A 16,610-nucleotide genomic window follows, 5' to 3' on the forward strand; every position below is an offset into this window, starting at 1 on the left:
GGTCCACGACCGTCTTGGGCGCCGCGTTCGGCAGGCCCGTCGCGAGCAGCTCCTCGCGGTGACCGGCCAGCGAGCGCTGCACCCGTGCGGCCTGCGCCACGGCGCGGCGCCAGTCCTCGGCCGTCGGGACGCGTTGGTCGCCGAGGGTCTGGCCGTGGTCACGGGTGAGCATCCAGCCCTCGTCGGGCTCGATCGCCAGCGGCGCCTGGACGGAGCCGGGCGCGAGACGGGCCAACGCCTCCTGCAGCGCGGCCTCGAACGCCATCGACGGGCAGGGCGCCTTGAACCACACGAGACCGTGGTCGGTCGGCACGGTGATCTGCGTCGACCAGGGCCGGATGCGCAGCTGGTCGGCCTTCCCCGTGACCGTGATGCCGTTTCCCGCCAGCGCCTCGCCGATCCAGGCCTCGGCCCGCGCGCGCCACTGCGACCCGGCCACGCGCGTGGAGAAGGGCTCTTGCGCCATGGGCACACAGTAGGGGCGCCGACCGGTCGGCGCGCGTTCCTGCTCGACGCGCGAGTTCGCCCGTGCTTCCTATGCTTGCGCCATGGGAATGAAGGACCGCATCGCCAGGGAGGCCGGGACGCGCGCCGTCCCCGCCGTCGCATCCGGGTACGTCCGCACGGTCCTCGACAAGGCGATCGACGGCGTCGGTCCGCTCAAGCCCGTCATCGAGACGGCCGGTGCGAAGCTGGCGGCGCACGGCGGTGACGTCGAGAAGGCCGTGGCCGCGCTGGTGCGCAGCCACACCAGCCTGGCCGGCCTGCAGGGCTTCGTCACCAACCTCGGCGGGATCGCGCTGGCACCGGCCACCGTGCCGGCCAACGTCGTGGGCGTCACGATCGTCCAGTGCCACCTGGTCGCGAGCATCGCGCACCTGCGCGGCTACGACCTCGAGGACCCGCGCGTGCGCAACGCGGTCCTGGCGGTGATGCTCGGCGAGGACACCGTGACCGAGATGGTCAGGAAGAAGCGCCTGCCGTCCTCGCCGATGGCACTCGCGACCTCGCCGGTCCACGACCCCGTGCTCGACGACACGATCGCGAAAGAGGTAACGGGCGAGCTCGTGGGCCGCACGATCGGTCGCCGGGCGCTCATGCTGGCCGGCAAGAAGATCCCGCTGCTGGGCGGTGCCGTCGGCGCCGGCGCCGACGGCTTCGGCACCTGGCAGGTCGGGCGCTACGCGCAGTCCGAGCTTCGCGACCGTCGCCTGCGGACTCGCTGAGTCGGCCCGCCCGCCTGTTCGACTCAGCCCAGCGCCCGGACGACGGCCGAGGGACTCTCGCGACCGAGGATTCCCGCCATCCAGCGGCTCGTGCTCACCAGCGCCTCCAGGTCGACGCCGTGCTCGATGCCGAGCCCGGTCAGCATCCAGACCAGGTCCTCGGTGGCCAGGTTCCCGGTCGCGCTCTCGGCGTAGGGGCAGCCTCCGAGTCCGCCCGCGGAGGCGTCGAAGGTCGTGATCCCGCACCGCAGCGCCGCCAGCGCGTTGGCGAGCGCCTGTCCGTACGTGTCGTGGAAGTGCATCGCCAGCCGGTCGACCGGGACTCCGGCGCCGGCGAACCCCTGGACGAGCCGGGCGACGTGGGCCGCGGTCCCGACGCCGATCGTGTCGCCGATCGACAGCTGGGTCGCCCCCATCTCGAGCAGGCGGCTTCCGACCCGGACGACCTGGGTGGGGTCGACCGCACCCTCCCACGGATCGCCGAAGCACATCGAGACGTACGCGCGCACGTCCATCCCCGCGGCGAGCGCCCGCTCGACGACGGGGGCGAACATCGTGAACTGGTCCTCGACCGTGCTGTTGAGGTTCTTGGCCGCGAACGTCTCGGTGGCGCTGGCGAAGATCGCGATGTGCCGCACCCCGGACTCGAGGGCCCGGTCGAGTCCGCGCTCGTTCGGCACCAGCACCGGCAGGGGCGTCGGACCGTCGATCGGCAGCCGGGCCACCACCTCGGCGGCGTCGGCCAGCTGGGGCACCCACTTCGGGTGGACGAAGCTGGTGGCCTCGACGATCGGCAGTCCCGCCGAGACGAGCCGGCCGATGAACTCGACCTTGGCGTCGACCGGGACGAGGCCGGCCTCGTTCTGCAGGCCGTCGCGGGGGCCGACCTCGAAGATCGTGACCCGCTCGGGCAGGCTCGGGTCGCGCTCGACCATCGGCAGCACGCTCATCAGTCCTCCGGGGCCTCGACGTGGAACAGCAGCTCACCCATCTTGACCTGCGCTCCCGCGCTGGCCGCGACCTGCGTGACGACACCGTCGTGCGGGGCCACCAGGGCGAGCTCCATCTTCATGGCCTCGACGGCGCCGAGCCGATCGCCCGCGACGACCTGCTGGCCCTCGGTGACCTCGACGGCGATGACGGTGCCCGGCATGGGGGCCGTGACCTCGGCGTCGCCCGCGTGCAGGACGCGCGGCCGCCTGGTGCCGTCGGGCCGCTCGAAGACCCACGGCTGACCCTCGACGGCGACCCATGCACGGACGCCGTCCGTCGTCCCGGGACCGGGTGGGAACGCGGTGGAGCCGGCCACCTCGTGCCTTTCGCCCGCCTCGTCGACGACGGGCAGGACCACGGGGGCCGCGTCGCCGGCGAGACGCCAGCCGTCGCCGGCTTCGGGCCACAGCATCGTGGCGGCGTACTCGACGGCGGCCCGCGGGACGGGCGGCGCGGCGAGCAGGTCGTCGGGGTGCGCGTCGAGGTAGCCGGTGTCGACCCGGCCCTCGCGGAAGTCGGCGGAGTCGACGAGCCGGCGCAGGAAGCCCGTGTTGGTCGTCAGGCCGAACAGCGCGGTCTCGTCGAGCGCCTCCGTCATGGCGGCGATCGCGGCGTCCCGGTCCTCACCCGTGGCGACGACCTTGGCCAGCATCGGGTCGAAGGAGGACGTGACCCGCGTGCCGTCCTCGACCACGGTCTCGACGCGGGCATCGGGCCACCAGGCCTCGCGCACGACGCCCGCCTGCGGGAGGAATCCCGCGTACGGGTCCTCGGCGTAGACCCGGACCTCGATTGCGTGGCCCGTGCACGTGACTTCGTCCTGGGCCAGCGGCAACGGCTCTCCGGCGGCGACGGCCAGCTGCCAGTGCACCAGGTCGGTCGCGGTGACCTCCTCGGTCACGGGGTGCTCGACCTGCAGGCGCGTGTTCATCTCGAGGAAGTACGCGTCGCGTCCCTTGACGAGGTACTCGACCGTCCCGGCGCCGACGTAGCCGACCTCGCGGCACAGGTCGACCGCGGCGGCCAGGATGCGGTCGCGCACCTCGGGATCGAGTCCCGGCGCCGGTGCTTCCTCGACGACCTTCTGGTGACGGCGCTGTGCCGAGCAGTCCCGCTCGAAGAGGTGGACGACGTGGCCGTGACGGTCGCCGAAGACCTGGACCTCGACGTGGCGACCGCCCTCGACGTAGCTCTCGACCAGCAGGGTGTCGTCGCCGAAGGACGAGCGCGCCTCGCGCGCCGCCGTGGCCAGCGCGGACTCGAGGTCCTCGGCGCGGCGCACGACGTGCATGCCCTTGCCGCCGCCACCGGCGGCGGCCTTGACCAGCATGGGGTAGGCATCGGCCGGCACGCTCTCGGGATCGAAGCGCGGGGTCACCGGGACGCCGGCGCGCTCGGCGACCTCGCGAGCCCGGTCCTTGCGCCCCATCAGCTCGATGACGTCGGCGTCGGGCCCGACGAACACGAGACCCGCGTCGGCCACCGCGCGGGCGAACGGCGCGTTCTCGGACAGGAAGCCGTAGCCGGGGTGGATCGCGGCCGCGCCCGTGGCCTGGGCGGCGGCGACGATCGCCGCGCCGTCGAGATGGGACGGGATCTCGATGACGTCGTCCGCATGGGACAGGTGGGCGGTGTCGCCGGCCACGTGGACGGCGATGCCGCGGATCCCGAGCTCGCGGCAGGCTCGCAGGACGCGGGCGGCGATCTCGCCACGGTTGGCGACGAGGACGGATTCGAGGGCCATGTCAGTCACATCCGGAAGATGCCGAAGCTCGGCGTGGGAACGGGGGCGTGGGAGGCGGCCGAGAGGCCGAGCGCCAGCACGCGGCGGGTGTCGACCGGATCGATGATCCCGTCGTCCCACAGGCGAGCGGTGGAGTAGTAGGCCGAGCCCTGGGTCTCGTACTGGTCGCGGATCGGGGCCTTGAAGTCCTCCTCGGCCTCGGGCGACTCGAAGTCGCCGCGGACGGTCGCCAGGACCGAGGCGGCCTGCTCGCCGCCCATCACCGAGATCTTGGCGTTGGGCCACATCCACAGGAAGCGCGGGTCGTACGCGCGGCCGCACATGCCGTAGTTCCCCGCACCGAACGAGCCGCCGATGACGACCGTGAACTTGGGCACGACGCTCGAGGCGACCGCGGTCACGAGCTTGGCGCCGTCCTTGGCGATGCCGCCGTTCTCGTACTCCTTGCCGACCATGAAGCCGGTGATGTTCTGCAGGAACACGAGGGGGATCCCGCGCTGGTTGGCCAGCTCGAGGAAGTGCGCGCCCTTGAGTGCGGACTCGCTGAACAGGATGCCGTTGTTCGCGATGATCGCGACGGGCCAGCCGTCGATGTGCGCGAACCCGCACACCAGCGTCTCGCCGTAGAGCGGCTTGAACTCGTGCAGCCGCGAGTCGTCGACGATCCGGCCGATCACCTCGCGGACGTCGTACGGCGTGCGCGAGTCGACGGGCACGACGTCGTACAGCTCGTCGGGATCCTCGCGCGGCGGCAGCGCCGGGCGGCGCGTGATCGAGGGCTGGGTGGGGCGGGCGAACGTGCCGACGATCGACCGCACCAACTGCAGCGCGTGGTCGTCGTCCTCGGCCAGGTGGTCGACGACGCCCGAGACCTTGGCGTGGACCTCGCCGCCGCCGAGCTCCTCGGCGGTGACGACCTCGCCGGTGGCGGCCTTCACCAGCGGGGGACCACCCAGGAAGATCGTGCCCTGGTCCCGCACGATGACCGTCTCGTCGCTCATCGCGGGGACGTACGCGCCACCCGCGGTGCACGAGCCCATGACGGCCGCGACCTGCGGGATGCCCCGCGCGGACATCTGCGCCTGGTGGAAGAAGATCCGGCCGAAGTGGTCGCGGTCGGGGAAGACCTCGTCCTGCATCGGCAGGAACGCGCCGCCGGAGTCGACCAGGTAGAGGCACGGCAGGTGGTTGTCCGCGGCGATCGTCTGGGCGCGCAGGTGCTTCTTGACCGTGAGCGGGTAGTAGGTGCCGCCCTTGACGGTGGCATCGTTGGCGACGATCACGCACTCGCGGCCCGACACCCGGCCGATGCCGGCGATCATGCCCGCGCTGGGAACGGCGTACGGGTCGGGGCCGTACATGTCGTACGCGGCGAGCGCGCCGATCTCCAGGAAGGGCGATCCCGGGTCCAGCAGGCGGTCGACCCGGTCGCGCGGCAGCAGCTTGCCGCGAGCGACGTGCCGGTCGCGGGCCTTCTGGGACCCACCCTGTCGCGCGGTCGCCGTACGCTCTCGCAGCTCGGCGACGAGCTCTCGCATGTTCACGGCTCGTAGGTTAACACTCATTAACCTACCCTGCTATGCTCTCGCCGTGAGCCGCCGTGACCAGATCCTCCAGACGGCCGCCGGTCTCTTCGCCGAGCGCGGCTTCCACGGGGTCTCGGTCAACGACATCGGCGAGGCCTGCGGCATCTCGGGTCCCGCGCTCTACAAGCACTTCGCCGGCAAGGACGACCTGCTGGCCCAGTCCCTGACCTCGATCAGCGAGCGACTCCTGTCCGAGGGACGACGGCGGCGCTCGGAGGCCGGCGACGACGACACGGCCCTCGACGCGCTGGTCGCGTGGCACGTCGAGTTCGCGCTGACCCACCCGGCGCTGATCGTGATCCAGGACCGCGAGTGGTCCAACCTGTCGGAGTCGGCGCAGCAGGCCGTCCGCGAGCTGCAGCTGGCCTACGTCGACGAGTGGGTGTCGGCCCTGCAGGCCCTGCGCCCGGGGCTCGACCGGGCCACCGCGCGGGCCGCCGCCCAGGCCGTCTTCGGCCTCATCAACTCGACGCCGCACTCGGCCCGCATCAGCGCGGACGCGATGGCGCACCTCCTCAGGGCGATGGCGCGATCGGCACTGGAGTCCGCCGGCGCGTGACGGTCGCGATCGCGACCCCGGCCATCATGACGATGCCGCCGACCCACTCCAACGGGGCCGGGACCTCGCCGAGGGCGAGCCACGAGGCCAGCACCCCCACCGGGGGCACGAGCAGGATGTAGGGGACGACACTGGCGGCCGGGTGGCGCGCCATCAGGCCGTTGAAGATCGTGTAGCCCACCAGTGAGGACAGCACGACCGTGTAGAGCGTGCTGACCCAGGCCTGCCAGCCGAAGGCGTCGAGTGCCGCGCCGATCTCGGCGGGACCCTCCACCGCGACCGACAGGGCCAGGCACGGCACCGGCACGACGACGGCGGACCAGACCACGAGGGAGAGCCCGGACGAGACCTTCGCCGCGCGGGCGACCACGTTGCCGATCCCCCACGAGAGCGCGGCGGCGACGGTCACCAGCAGCGGGACGATCGGCGCGTCGAGCCCGAAGCCCCACGCCACGATCGCGAGCCCGGCGGTCCCGATGCCGGCACCCCACCACTGTCGCGCGGACGCGTGCTCGCGCAGGACGAGCCGCGCGAGCACGATCGTGAAGATCACCTGCGCCTGGAGCACGAGAGCCGCCAGCCCGGCGGGCATCCCGATGTCCATCGCGAGGTAGAGGAACGCGAACTGGCCCAGGCTCATGAACGCGCCGACCGCGACGACCGCCTGCCAGGATGCCTGCGGCCGCGGCACGAAGAGCACGAGCGGGAACGCCACGAGGGTGAACCGAATCGCGAGGAACAGGAACGGCGGCACGTCCTGCAGGCCGGCGTGGATCGCCACGAAGTTGCAGCCCCAGAGCACGGCCACGAGGACGGCCAGCAGACTGTCGCGACGGGTCACCGCCTCATCCTGCCAGCGTCCGGGGACCCTCGGGTCCCAGCCGACCGCCAACCTTCGCCGAGATCCCGCCGGTGGTGCGGGAGGGCGGTGACTCAGCGTCCGTTTCGCGCCGGGAACGGACGCCTGCTCACCGCTCCCCGCCCGCCACCGGTCACAGCGGCAACGAGATGACGGGCGGGACGGTGGCGCCGGCCTGCAGGAGGCGCAGCAGGTCGAGCTCGTGCGGGACCACCGGGTCGGGCAGGGCGTCGAGGGCGAACCAGCGCATCGCCGTCGCCTTGTCGGCCTCGCGCAGCGACGGCTCGTCGGACCACTGCGTGGCCTCGAAGAAGAAGTCGACGCGCTGCTCGACGGCGGGCCCGCCGCGCTCGAACCGGTGCAGCGTCGTCAGTGGCCGCAGGGCGGCGGGGTCGATCGTGACGCCGGCCTCCTCGTGGGCCTCGCGGACCGCGGCCTCGTGCGCCGACTCGCCGGGGTCGACGTGGCCGGCCAGCACCGCCCAGTACCCGTCGCGGTAGCCCGTGCCGGCACGCTGCTGCAGCAGCACCTCGTCCCCTCGCCGCAGCACGACGTAGGCGGCGGCGATCAGCGAGGTGCGCTCGCCAAGGTGGTCCTCGGGTGAGTAGCGATCGGTCACGCGGCCAGTCTGGCAGCCGCCCTCAGAGCCGGCAGCGCTCGGCGTAGAAGTCCTCGAGGGAGGCGCGTACGTCCTCGTCCAGGTCGAGTGTGAAGTAGGCGTGCTCGATCCCGGCGGTGCGCACGCGCGCACCGAAGCGGGTGCCGACCTTGTCCTCGGCGACGACGTGCGGGTCGCACCGGCCCATCGTCACGTCGAGCAGGAGCCGCTGGGGGCGCGACAGGTCCAGCTCGACCTCCGTCGGGGTGCGCGACCCGAAGTCGAACCGCATCGTGGGCGCGAGGCCGAGCAGCACGACGTCCGACCGATCGCCCGTCGGAGTCAACCGGACCTCGGCCGTCCAGCGGTTCCGCGTGATCGTCGGCGGGCCGATCGACAGGTCCACGGCCTCGTCGAAGGCGCGTTGGCCGCAGTCGCCGTCGACCAGGTCGCGCAGCACCCCATGGGGGTCCGTCACGGGAACGGTCGAGCGCCGCTCCTCACCGTCGTACTCGTACGTGAAGTCGGCGTCGATCGTGAGGTCCGCCCCGTCGGGGCACCCGCCCGTGGGCGGGTCGACGTCGATCCCGGTGCCGAAGCCCGCCCCCACGTCCTCGGTCCCGGACCACCGGACGGGCTCGGACCAGCGGTTCGACATCAGGCGCATCCGCGTCAGCGACACCTCGCGATCGGTGCCGTTCGTGATCGCGACGGCGATGTCACGCGTGAGTCGCTTCCCGCGGTACTGCATGACGTTCGCGGTCAGGCCGTCCGGCGGCGGGGTCCGCTCGGGCGCACCCGAGCATCCCGCCACCACGAGCAGGAGGACCAGGAGCGCGATCCGGCCACGCATGGCCCGAGTCTAGGAGCCTCAGGCGTGGCGCAGGGCGCGTCGCGACACCCACGCGGCCGCGAGAGCGATGAAGATCGCCGCCCCCGCCGTGAACTGGACCCCGAGGTCGAAGGCCGACGTGGCGGAGGCATGGATCCAGCCCTCGACCGGGGCCGAGAACCGCTGGGCGAACTCCATCGTGCTGCCGAGGGTCTCGAACGCGTTCTCCTGCTCGCCGAACCGCGCCACGGACGGCACGGTCAGGTGCGACCGGAACGTCGCCGTGAGCACGCTGCCGAGCACGGCAGTGCCGAGGACGGCGCCGATCTCGTAGGCGGTCTCGGAGATGGCCGACGCCGCGCCCGCCTTCTGCGGCGGCACACTCGACAGGATGAGGTCGTTGGTGATGGTCTCGGCGAACCCGATGCCGATCCCCAGAATCGTGAAGGCCACCGCGACCGACACGACCGTCGGGTGCCCGGTGAACGCCGCGATGGCGTAGCCGCTGGCCGACAGCATGAAGCTCAGCGGCACGAGGGTGCGGGGCGGGACGCGGTCGACGATGCGGACCGCGGCGAAGCCGGCCACCATCGTGGCGACCGAGCCCGGCACCAGCACGAGCGCGGACTCCAGCGGCGAGAGGCCCAGCACGAGCTGCAGCAGCTGCGCGCCGAAGTAGAGGAAGCCGGCGAGCGCCATGAGGCTCAGGGCGTTCGCGACCAGGGCGCCACTGAAGACGGGGTTGCGGAACAGGGTCAGGTCGAGCATGGGCGAGGCGCTGCGCTGCTGGCGGCGGATGAACAGCCATCCCGCACCGACGCCCAGGCCGAGCGCCGCGAGGGTCGTCTCGTCCAGACCCGACGTGGCGCCGTGCTTGATCGCGAAGACCAGCGGCACCATCGCGAGCAGGGACAGCACGATCGACACCGGGTCGAACGGGCCCGGCTGGGGATCGCGCGACTCCGGCACCACGGCGAGGGCGGCCGGGACGAAGACGACGATGATCGGGACGTTGATGAGGAAGACCGAGCCCCACCAGAAGTGCTCGAGCAGGTAGCCGCCCATGACGGGACCCAGGACGGCACCGCCGGAGAACATCGCGGCCCACGCCGCGATCGCCGTCCGGCGGTCGCGGGCGTCCTCGAAGATGTTGCGGATCAGCGAGAGCGTCGACGGCATCAGGGCGGCGCCGAAGAAGCCGAGCAGCGCGCGACCTGCGATGAGCATCTCGGGAGTCGTGCTGAACGCGGCCAGCGCGGAGGCCACCCCGAAGCCGACCGATCCCCACACCAGCATCCGGCGACGGCCCACCCGATCGCCGAGGCTGCCCATCGCGATCAGCAGGCCCGCCAGCATGAGGGCGTACAGGTCGACGATCCACATGAGCTGGCTGCCCGTCGGCCTCAGCTCGCGGCTGATCTCGGGCAGCGCGAACGACAGGACGGTGTTGTCGACCGAGACCAGCAGCACGGGCAGCATGAGCACCGCGAGGGCGGTCCATTCGCGTCGGCCGGCGCGCTGGGTCGAGGGGGTGTAGATGGCCATTTCACCAACTGTACCGACCAGACGGTACAGTTCCAAAACGCGCTCGTATGACAGTGGTCACGGCGGGTCGCGGGTCCGGCCAGGGTGACATCCGCCGACCTGGCTCTCCATTCACTAGGCTGGCCACCATGTCCGAGGAGCGCAGCACCCGCGACCGGCTGCTCGACGCCTTCGAGCTCATCATCGTCGGGGCCGGCAGCCGCGCCGCGACCCTCGACGCCGTCGCCGCCGAAGCCGGCGTCTCCAAGGGCGGACTGCTGTACCACTTCCACAGCAAGGAGGCGCTCGTCGACGCGATGATCGAGCGCCTGCGCCGCCAGGCCGACGAGGACGTCGAGCGGATGCGCGAGGCGCCCGAGGGTCCCGTCGACTTCTACCTCGAGACCTCGGTCGACTCCGGCAGCGACTTCGACCGCGCCTTGATCGCCGGGGCCCGCATCGCCCAGGACCAGGACCCGGGCGCCCGGGCGGCGATGGCCGACATCCGCGCCGCGTGGTTCGGTGCGCTGAACGACCACCTCGGAGACGCCGCCCTCGCTCGCACGATCATGCTGATCGGCGAGGGCCTGTACTTCCACGACTCGGCGGGCATCGGCGACGCAGCCTCGATGGACCAGGTCCGCGAGGTCCTGTCCCGACTGCTGTGACTCAGCCGTCGCGCCAGATCGGCTCGAGGACCTCGAAGGACAGGCGGTCGAGGACGTCGACGTCGGTCACCGCCACGGTCCAGGTGACCCGATCCGCCTCGTACGCCACGTCGACGACGTCGGTGTCGCGACGCAGCCGTCCCTCCATCGAGCCGACCTCGGCGATCGGCGCGACGACCCGTGCGCGCTGCCACAGGACGCGCGGTCTCGTCCCTGCGGCGTCGAGCGCGGCGCCGGTCGCGTCGGCGTAGGCGCGCGCCAGGCCCCCGGTCCCGAGCAGGACGCCCCCGAACCAGCGCGTGACGACCACGACCACGTCGCTGAGATCGCGGCCGGTCAGCACCTCGAGCATGGGACGCCCGGCGGTGCCCGAGGGCTCGCCGTCGTCGTTGCTGCGGCGCAGGGACCCGTCGGGCCCGATCACGAACGCCGTGCAGTGGTGCCGCGCGTCATGGTCGGCCGATCGCACGTCCGCCACGAATGCTCGCGCCGCCGCCTCGTCCTCGACGCGGCAGGCCCGAGCGAGGAAGCGTGACCTCGACACGACGATCTCGGCCTCGGCGGTGCCGCCGAGCGGGCGATCGATCGTGCGGTAGGTCGCCACCTCAGTTCTTGCGCAGTTCCAAGAAGATCGAGGGACCGAAGTCGCTCTTGGCGAGCGGCTTCTGCAGGACGCGCTCGACACCCACCAGCAGGGGCGAGGGCACGAAGCGCTTGAGCGTCTGGCTGCGCAGGTTCGAGACCGAGAGCTTCTGCTTCAGGGTGAGTCCCGCAGCGGCGAGCTGGCCGACGACCGTGTCGATGTTGTGGTTCACGAAGGCGATGGCGTCGGGCTGGTCCGCCGCGACGGTGCGGATGCTGACGGGCTCCTTCGGGAGCGCCTTGCCGGCCTTCTTGAACGCGCGACGGTTCTTGAAGTGGCCGTAGTTGGCGACCTCGATGATGGCCGTGCCGCCCGGCGCCAGGACGCGGGCGATCTCGGCGAACTCGTCGGTGGGCTCGGGGATGTGGTGCATGACCCGCACCATCGTGATCAGGTCGAGCTCGCCGTCGGCGAACTGCAGCGCGTCGGCCTGCTGGCGCTGCTTGATGATGTCGGTGCCCGCCAGGAACGTCTCGGCGGCGTCGAGCTGGGTCTGGCTGGGCTCGGCGAGCGTCACGCGGTCGGCGTACTCGCGCAGCAGCAGCGCGAGCCGGCCGAAACCGCCGCCGACGTCGGCCGCCTTCGCGAACCGGCGGCCCTTCAGCAGACGACGGATCGCCACCTGCTCGGCGGCGTTCTCGTAGTCGCGGTTGTTCCAGTACTGGGTGTAGTCGTATCCCCGGTCGTACTGGTCGGCGACCTTCTTGCTGGGCTTGTCCTCGTTCACCGGGCAACCCTAACAATCACGCGGGAACGGAACGAACCTCCGCGCCGTGCTCAGCGTCCGAAGGTGCGCGGACCGAACTCGGGCTCGCTCCTGGACATGCCGGCCTCGCGTGCGATCGCCGTGTTGGGCGACTTGAACATCGCCTTCTGCAGCTTGCGCTCGAGGGCGAAGGCACGTCGCGGACGGGCGCCGCGCGTCTCGTTCAGCAGCCGCTTCGAGGCAGCCACGGAGTCGGGCGAGCGAGCGATGATCTGGTCGATCAGCTCCAGCGCCGGCTTCGTCGGGTCCTCGGCCACGCCGGAGGCGATCCCGTACTCGACGGCCCGCTCTCCGGAGAACATCTCACCGGTCATCGTGAGGCGCTTCGCGAGGTCGGCGCCGACCAGCTCGGCCAGGGCGACCGTGCCGCTCATGTCGGGCACGAGGCCCCACTTCGCCTCGAGGATCGACCACTGGCAGTCGGGCGACGTGAACCGGAAGTCGGCTGCGAGGGCGAGCTGGATGCCGCCGCCGAACACGTGGCCGCGGGTCACCGCGATGACGGGGACCGACAGCTCGCGCCACGCCCACAGCGGCTGCTGGAAGCGGTTGGTGCCCTTGCGCGGGTTGGGCATGAAATAGCGGGCGACGCGCTTCTTGTCCGTCATCACCGACGCGAAGTCCAGGCCGGCGCAGAACGACGGTCCGCGACCCTCGAGCAGGACGGCCCGCACGTTCGGGTCCGCCTCGATGCGGTCGGCCGCATCCAGGAGGCCGTCGAGCACGTCGAACGTGATGCCGTTCAACTTGTCGGGGCGGTTGAGCCAGACGTGGGCGACGGGCCCCTCGATCTCGGTGACGACATGCGGTTCGGACATGGGCATCAGGGTAGTTCGTCGCCGAGCGCCTCTCGCACCTGCTCCACGGCCTGACGCAACGAGTGGGAGGTGACGACCTCGGTGGGCCATCCGCTGCCGCCCAGCAGCAGCCGCGTCCGCTCGCCGAGCTGGCGCAGGCGCTCGAGCTGATCGGCCTCGGGAGAGATGACGGACGACCAGAGGAACACGACCGCCGGGTCGGTGCTCTCGACGAACGCCTCGAGCGAGTCCAGCGGCAGGCGCGAGCCGAGCTCGGTGACCGGGTGACCGTGGCTGGCCAGGGCGGCCCCGAGGGCCACGATGGGCAGCTTGTGCTGGTCGTCCTCGGCGCTGGCGAGCACCACGCGCGGCGAGCCGGTCACGGAGAAGTCGTGGGCGATCGAGCGCAGTGCCGAGAGCAGGCGCGAGCTGACCAGGTGCTCGGCGGCGACGCCGAGTCGCCCGTCCTCCCAGTGCAGGCCGACCTCGATCAGGGCGGGCGCGATCGTCGAGTCCCACGCGTCCTCGATGCCGAACTGGGCCAGGGCGTGCTCGGCCGCCTCCTGGACCGCGGGCCCGTCGAACTCGCGGGCGCCCGAGAGGATCCCGGTCATCGCGTAGTCGTGAGCCGATGCCCGCAGTCCCTCGATGCCGGCCCCCACGGCCGACGCGACCTCGTGGGGCGACATGCGCTTGACCCGCTCGGCGGCCTCGCTCGGGGCCACGCCGCTCTCGATCAGTCGGGCCATGAGCGCGACGCGGTCGGCGTCGACGATCGTGTACCGCCGGTGTCCTCCCGCCGTGCGGAACGTGGGGCCCACGCCGTAACGGCGCTCCCACGTGCGCAGCGTGGGCGCAGCTATCCCCAACATGGTGGAGAGGGCGCCCACCGTCCATCGGCGATGCATGAACAGAGCGTAAACTTATTCAGGGTGGTTGACCAATGAATAGTTTGACTAGTACGGTCGGACTACTTACCGGGTTGAGCACCCCAGCCCGTGTCAGTCCTCACCCTTGGGGAAGGGGCAGGAAAATGGTCAACATCAAGCGACTCCCGTCGCCGATCATCGAGTCATACGAATGGCAGTGGGACGGTGCATGCATGGGCGCCGACTCATCGGTTTTCTTCTCACCTGAAGCCGAACGCGGCATGAAGCGTCACCGCCGTGAAGAGGCAGCCAAGGCCGTCTGCGCCACATGCCCGGTCATCGATCGCTGCCGCGAACACGCGCTGGCGGTCCATGAGCCGTACGGCGTGTGGGGTGGATTGACCGAGTCCGAGCGAGCCGAGATCCTCACGCGGCGTCAGACCGCCGCTGCGGTCTGATGGCGCGCCAGAAGGCCGGCAGCAGCACGTCGGCCAAGATCCTCTACAAGCCCGTCGGGTTGCTCTCGTCGATCGTGGCAGGCCTCATCGCCACGGCCGTGTTCAAGCAGGTGTGGAAGCGCGCCAGCCCGAACAGCGAGGGTGACGTGCCCGGGCCGACCCAGTCGGAGTTCCCGTTCAAGGAGATCCTGCTCGCAGCGGTCATCCAGGGCGCGATCTTCTCCGGCATCCGAGCCATCGTCGAGCGCCAGGGGGCCAAGGCCTTCGCCAAGGCGACCGGTGAATGGCCGGGCGACTAGACACGGCCTCTCAGAACGGGCCGGTTCGTCACTTCGGTGATGGGCCGGCCCGTTCTGGCTTCAGTGGAGCTCGATCAGCTTCGTCGGTGCCCACCGCGGCCACGTTGCGGGACCGATCGGCGTCGCTCCTTCGAATTCCGCGATCGCCGCGAACGGGCGGTCGGCACGCGAGTTGTCGTAGAAGGTCGTCCGGGTGGAGAACGGCATGGCCTCCAGGACGAGGGACCACAGACGCCCATGGCGGTCCCGGATCTTCACCTCAGGGACATCGTGGCCACCATCGCCCACGCGTTCCGCGACACGTGCGACCGAGAGCTCGACCGGGACCACCACGACGTGGAGGTGGACCAGGTATCCGCGTCGCCGTGCCTCACGCACCAGATCGACCTTGCTGTCGTGACTGAAGACCGTCTCGGTGGCGAACGACGTGTGCGTGTCGAGCAACTCGGTGCGCCGCGCCGCTGCCATCGCGGAGGCCTCGTACGCGTGCTCGAGTTCGGCGCCGGGCCACTCGCGCCGCGCGATCACGTCCGCGTCCACGAACTCCAGATGCGTGACCGGCCCGATGACACGGTCGAACAGGGTCGACTTCCCTGCGCCGTTCGGTCCCGCCAACAGGTGCAGGACCGGGTCGGCGCCCTCGGAAGGTTCGCTCGCAGTCAGGACTCGCCCCGCACGACGAGGTTGCCGTCATCGTCGACCTCGGTCCACGTGCGGCCTGTCGCCGTGAACTCCGCAGCGAGGTCGAGGTCTGCACGGATTTCTGCCATGCGCTCGCCCCACCCGGCGCGGACCAGGGCTTGTGAACGGGCGTCCAGTTCGTCGTAGCGTCGAACACCGGCCAGGACGTCGGAGACACCGCGGTGGCTCATACTCGGCGACAGCTCGAGTTCGCGACCGATGCGCGCCCAGTGGTTGACCTGCTGCGCTGTGCTGCGGCTCATCTTCGGGGCCGCGACCTTGGCCGCCTCGACGACGTCGGGCTCCAGGCGCGTGGGTGACGTCTTCACCGAACCACCTCCGTCCTGCGAGCGTAGCACTCTGCTACACGATCAGCACGCGTTCGAACGGGCCCGGCTCTCGACTCATCCAACGAGAAAACTCCCGGATCCTGAGGATCCGGGAGCTTCTCGTCGTGTGCGCGAGGGGGGATTTGAACCCCCACGCCCTTGCGGACACTGGCACCTGAAGCCAGCGCGTCTACCATTCCGCCACTCGCGCATGATCCGGCGAACCGGACCGACGTCAGATTCTAACAGGACATCCTCGGGTCATGAACCGGGTGGGTCACCGGCCGCGAGCGGGAGCCTTCGCGGCGGCTCGCACCCGTGTGCGGCGCCGATGTGGTCGCGTGTCGATACGATCAACGGGACGACCCCGTCGACGATGCCCGCATGCCTGAGGAGGTGACCACCCGTGGCCGGAGTGCTGCAACGCTTCGAGAAGCGCCTCGAGGGTGCCGTCACCGGCGCCTTCGCGCGCGCCTTCCGCAGCGCCGTCCAGCCGGTCGAGATCGCCGCGGCGCTCCAGCGCGAGGTCGACAACAGCGCCACGATCCTCAGCCGCGAGCGGACGCTCGTCCCCAACGACTTCACCGTCGAGCTGTCGCCCGCCGACCACGACCGGCTCGCCCCGTACGGCGCGACCCTGTCCACCGAGCTGGCCACGCTGCTCAAGGAGCACATCGCCGAGCAGCACTACACCGCCGCCGGCCCGATCCACATCGAGTTCGCGCTCGACGAGGACCTGCACACCGGCCGGTTCACGATCGTCAGCCGCTCCAACGCGTCCGTCACCCCGGTGCGCGGTGAGCCCATCACGGACACGGCCGTCCGCCGGGCCAAGGTCGTCCTGGACATCGGCGGCCTGCGCCACCCGGTCAACCCGCCCGGCATCACGATCGGCCGCGGCTCGTCGGTCGACCTCAAGATCGACGACCCCGGCATCAGCCGCAACCACGCCGAGATCTCCTTCCTGGGCAATGGCGTCGAGGTCCGCGACCTCGGCTCGACCAACGGCGTCATCGTCGACGGCCGCCGTGTCGACGCTGCCTTCCTGCGCAACGGCTCGACCATCCGACTCGGGAACACCACGATCGCGGTGCACCTGAGCGAGGAGGCCGTATGAGCCGGACCGAGGCGGTGGCGCGATGAGCGAGCGCCAGCGAGTGAACGATTCAGATCGACGAA

Annotated in this window: 20 protein-coding genes and 1 tRNA gene; 6 read left to right on the top strand and 15 right to left on the bottom strand. The window is 71.0% G+C overall.

Features of this window, described 5'->3' with window-relative positions; all coding sequences use genetic code 11:
- The coding region (locus RT323_RS05985; protein ID WP_313405870.1) for a hypothetical protein at positions 1 to 466 on the bottom strand (466 nt) is incomplete at its 3' end.
- 82 nt (positions 467 to 548) lie between these two features.
- Between RT323_RS05985 and RT323_RS05990 the strand changes: the two genes are divergently transcribed.
- On the top strand, positions 549 to 1,226 hold the full coding sequence (locus RT323_RS05990; protein WP_313405872.1) for an EcsC family protein: 678 nt from the start codon (positions 549 to 551) through the stop codon (positions 1,224 to 1,226).
- Positions 1,227 to 1,249: 23 nt separating this feature from the next.
- Here the strand turns inward: RT323_RS05990 and RT323_RS05995 are convergent, their stop codons facing one another.
- Genes RT323_RS05995 through RT323_RS06005 form a run of 3 tightly spaced genes read right to left on the bottom strand, consistent with a single transcriptional unit; the run spans position 1,250 to position 5,501 of the window.
- Entirely contained in the window at positions 1,250 to 2,176 is a 927-nt protein-coding gene (locus tag RT323_RS05995) for a hydroxymethylglutaryl-CoA lyase (RefSeq protein ID WP_313405875.1), read from the bottom strand.
- Positions 2,176 to 3,963: a biotin carboxylase N-terminal domain-containing protein gene (locus RT323_RS06000; protein ID WP_313405876.1), complete on the bottom strand. Its 1,788-nt coding sequence runs from the start codon at positions 3,961 to 3,963 to the stop codon at positions 2,176 to 2,178. Before RT323_RS06000 ends, RT323_RS05995 begins: the two co-directional genes overlap by 1 nt.
- A 5-nt stretch (positions 3,964 to 3,968) precedes the next feature.
- Entirely contained in the window at positions 3,969 to 5,501 is a 1,533-nt protein-coding gene (locus RT323_RS06005; protein WP_313405995.1) for a carboxyl transferase domain-containing protein, read from the bottom strand.
- Between the two features lie 52 nt (positions 5,502 to 5,553).
- On the opposite strand from RT323_RS06005, the gene RT323_RS06010 reads away from it, so the two are divergent.
- The gene (locus RT323_RS06010) at positions 5,554 to 6,108 is read left to right on the top strand and encodes a TetR/AcrR family transcriptional regulator (RefSeq protein WP_313405878.1); all 555 of its coding nucleotides are present in this window, start codon (positions 5,554 to 5,556) and stop codon (positions 6,106 to 6,108) included.
- Here RT323_RS06010 and RT323_RS06015 read toward each other — a convergent pair.
- The 4 genes from RT323_RS06015 to RT323_RS06030 all read right to left on the bottom strand — a co-directional run bounded on the left by RT323_RS06015 (position 6,065) and on the right by RT323_RS06030 (position 9,942).
- The gene (locus RT323_RS06015) at positions 6,065 to 6,949 is read right to left on the bottom strand and encodes an EamA family transporter (RefSeq protein WP_313405880.1); all 885 of its coding nucleotides are present in this window, start codon (positions 6,947 to 6,949) and stop codon (positions 6,065 to 6,067) included. The two genes, RT323_RS06010 and RT323_RS06015, sit on opposite strands and share 44 nt — an antisense overlap.
- 151 nt (positions 6,950 to 7,100) lie before the next feature.
- Positions 7,101 to 7,586, bottom strand: a complete 486-nt coding sequence (locus RT323_RS06020; protein ID WP_313405882.1) for an NUDIX domain-containing protein — start codon at positions 7,584 to 7,586, stop codon at positions 7,101 to 7,103.
- A 22-nt stretch (positions 7,587 to 7,608) separates the two neighbouring features.
- The gene (locus RT323_RS06025) at positions 7,609 to 8,418 is read right to left on the bottom strand and encodes a hypothetical protein (RefSeq protein WP_313405884.1); all 810 of its coding nucleotides are present in this window, start codon (positions 8,416 to 8,418) and stop codon (positions 7,609 to 7,611) included.
- An 18-nt stretch (positions 8,419 to 8,436) separates the two neighbouring features.
- Entirely contained in the window at positions 8,437 to 9,942 is a 1,506-nt protein-coding gene (locus RT323_RS06030) for an MFS transporter (RefSeq protein WP_313405887.1), read from the bottom strand.
- A gap of 128 nt (positions 9,943 to 10,070) precedes the next feature.
- Between RT323_RS06030 and RT323_RS06035 the strand changes: the two genes are divergently transcribed.
- On the top strand, positions 10,071 to 10,589 hold the full coding sequence (locus RT323_RS06035; RefSeq protein WP_313405889.1) for a TetR/AcrR family transcriptional regulator: 519 nt from the start codon (positions 10,071 to 10,073) through the stop codon (positions 10,587 to 10,589).
- A gap of 1 nt (position 10,590) precedes the next feature.
- Here the strand turns inward: RT323_RS06035 and RT323_RS06040 are convergent, their stop codons facing one another.
- The 4 genes from RT323_RS06040 to RT323_RS06055 are packed head-to-tail and all read right to left on the bottom strand — an operon-like array spanning position 10,591 to position 13,703.
- Positions 10,591 to 11,193 carry a YigZ family protein gene (locus RT323_RS06040; protein ID WP_313405892.1) on the bottom strand — a complete coding sequence of 201 codons (603 nt, stop codon included), beginning with the start codon at positions 11,191 to 11,193 and terminating at the stop codon, positions 10,591 to 10,593.
- 1 nt (position 11,194) lies between these two features.
- A complete protein-coding gene (locus tag RT323_RS06045) occupies positions 11,195 to 11,959 on the bottom strand; it encodes a class I SAM-dependent methyltransferase (protein ID WP_313405894.1) in 765 nt (254 codons plus the stop codon).
- 50 nt (positions 11,960 to 12,009) lie between these two features.
- The gene (locus tag RT323_RS06050) at positions 12,010 to 12,816 is read right to left on the bottom strand and encodes a crotonase/enoyl-CoA hydratase family protein (protein WP_313405896.1); all 807 of its coding nucleotides are present in this window, start codon (positions 12,814 to 12,816) and stop codon (positions 12,010 to 12,012) included.
- A 5-nt stretch (positions 12,817 to 12,821) separates the two neighbouring features.
- Positions 12,822 to 13,703 carry a MerR family transcriptional regulator gene (locus tag RT323_RS06055; protein WP_313405899.1) on the bottom strand — a complete coding sequence of 294 codons (882 nt, stop codon included), beginning with the start codon at positions 13,701 to 13,703 and terminating at the stop codon, positions 12,822 to 12,824.
- 125 nt (positions 13,704 to 13,828) lie between these two features.
- On the opposite strand from RT323_RS06055, the gene RT323_RS06060 reads away from it, so the two are divergent.
- Together RT323_RS06060 and RT323_RS06065 are read left to right on the top strand one after the other, a co-directional pair.
- Complete coding sequence (locus tag RT323_RS06060; RefSeq protein WP_313405900.1) at positions 13,829 to 14,122, top strand: WhiB family transcriptional regulator; 294 nt, start codon at positions 13,829 to 13,831, stop codon at positions 14,120 to 14,122.
- Positions 14,122 to 14,421, top strand: a complete 300-nt coding sequence (locus RT323_RS06065) for a DUF4235 domain-containing protein (protein WP_313405902.1) — start codon at positions 14,122 to 14,124, stop codon at positions 14,419 to 14,421. Before RT323_RS06060 ends, RT323_RS06065 begins: the two co-directional genes overlap by 1 nt.
- Positions 14,422 to 14,481: 60 nt before the next feature.
- On the opposite strand, the gene RT323_RS06070 is transcribed toward RT323_RS06065, so the two are convergent.
- The 3 genes from RT323_RS06070 to RT323_RS06080 all read right to left on the bottom strand — a co-directional run bounded on the left by RT323_RS06070 (position 14,482) and on the right by RT323_RS06080 (position 15,642).
- Positions 14,482 to 15,084 carry a zeta toxin family protein gene (locus tag RT323_RS06070; RefSeq protein WP_313405997.1) on the bottom strand — a complete coding sequence of 201 codons (603 nt, stop codon included), beginning with the start codon at positions 15,082 to 15,084 and terminating at the stop codon, positions 14,482 to 14,484.
- Positions 15,081 to 15,431, bottom strand: coding sequence for a TA system antitoxin ParD family protein (locus tag RT323_RS06075; RefSeq protein WP_313405905.1), 351 nt, complete (start codon positions 15,429 to 15,431; stop codon positions 15,081 to 15,083). Before RT323_RS06075 ends, RT323_RS06070 begins: the two co-directional genes overlap by 4 nt.
- 128 nt (positions 15,432 to 15,559) lie before the next feature.
- Positions 15,560 to 15,642 (bottom strand) — tRNA-Leu (locus tag RT323_RS06080).
- Between the two features lie 195 nt (positions 15,643 to 15,837).
- Here RT323_RS06080 and RT323_RS06085 point away from each other — a divergent pair.
- Positions 15,838 to 16,548, top strand: a complete 711-nt coding sequence (locus RT323_RS06085) for a DUF3662 and FHA domain-containing protein (protein ID WP_313405907.1) — start codon at positions 15,838 to 15,840, stop codon at positions 16,546 to 16,548.
- Positions 16,549 to 16,610: the final 62 nt, after the last annotated feature.

The organism is Aeromicrobium sp., from assembly GCF_032084975.1.
Lineage (GTDB): Bacteria > Actinomycetota > Actinomycetes > Propionibacteriales > Nocardioidaceae > Aeromicrobium.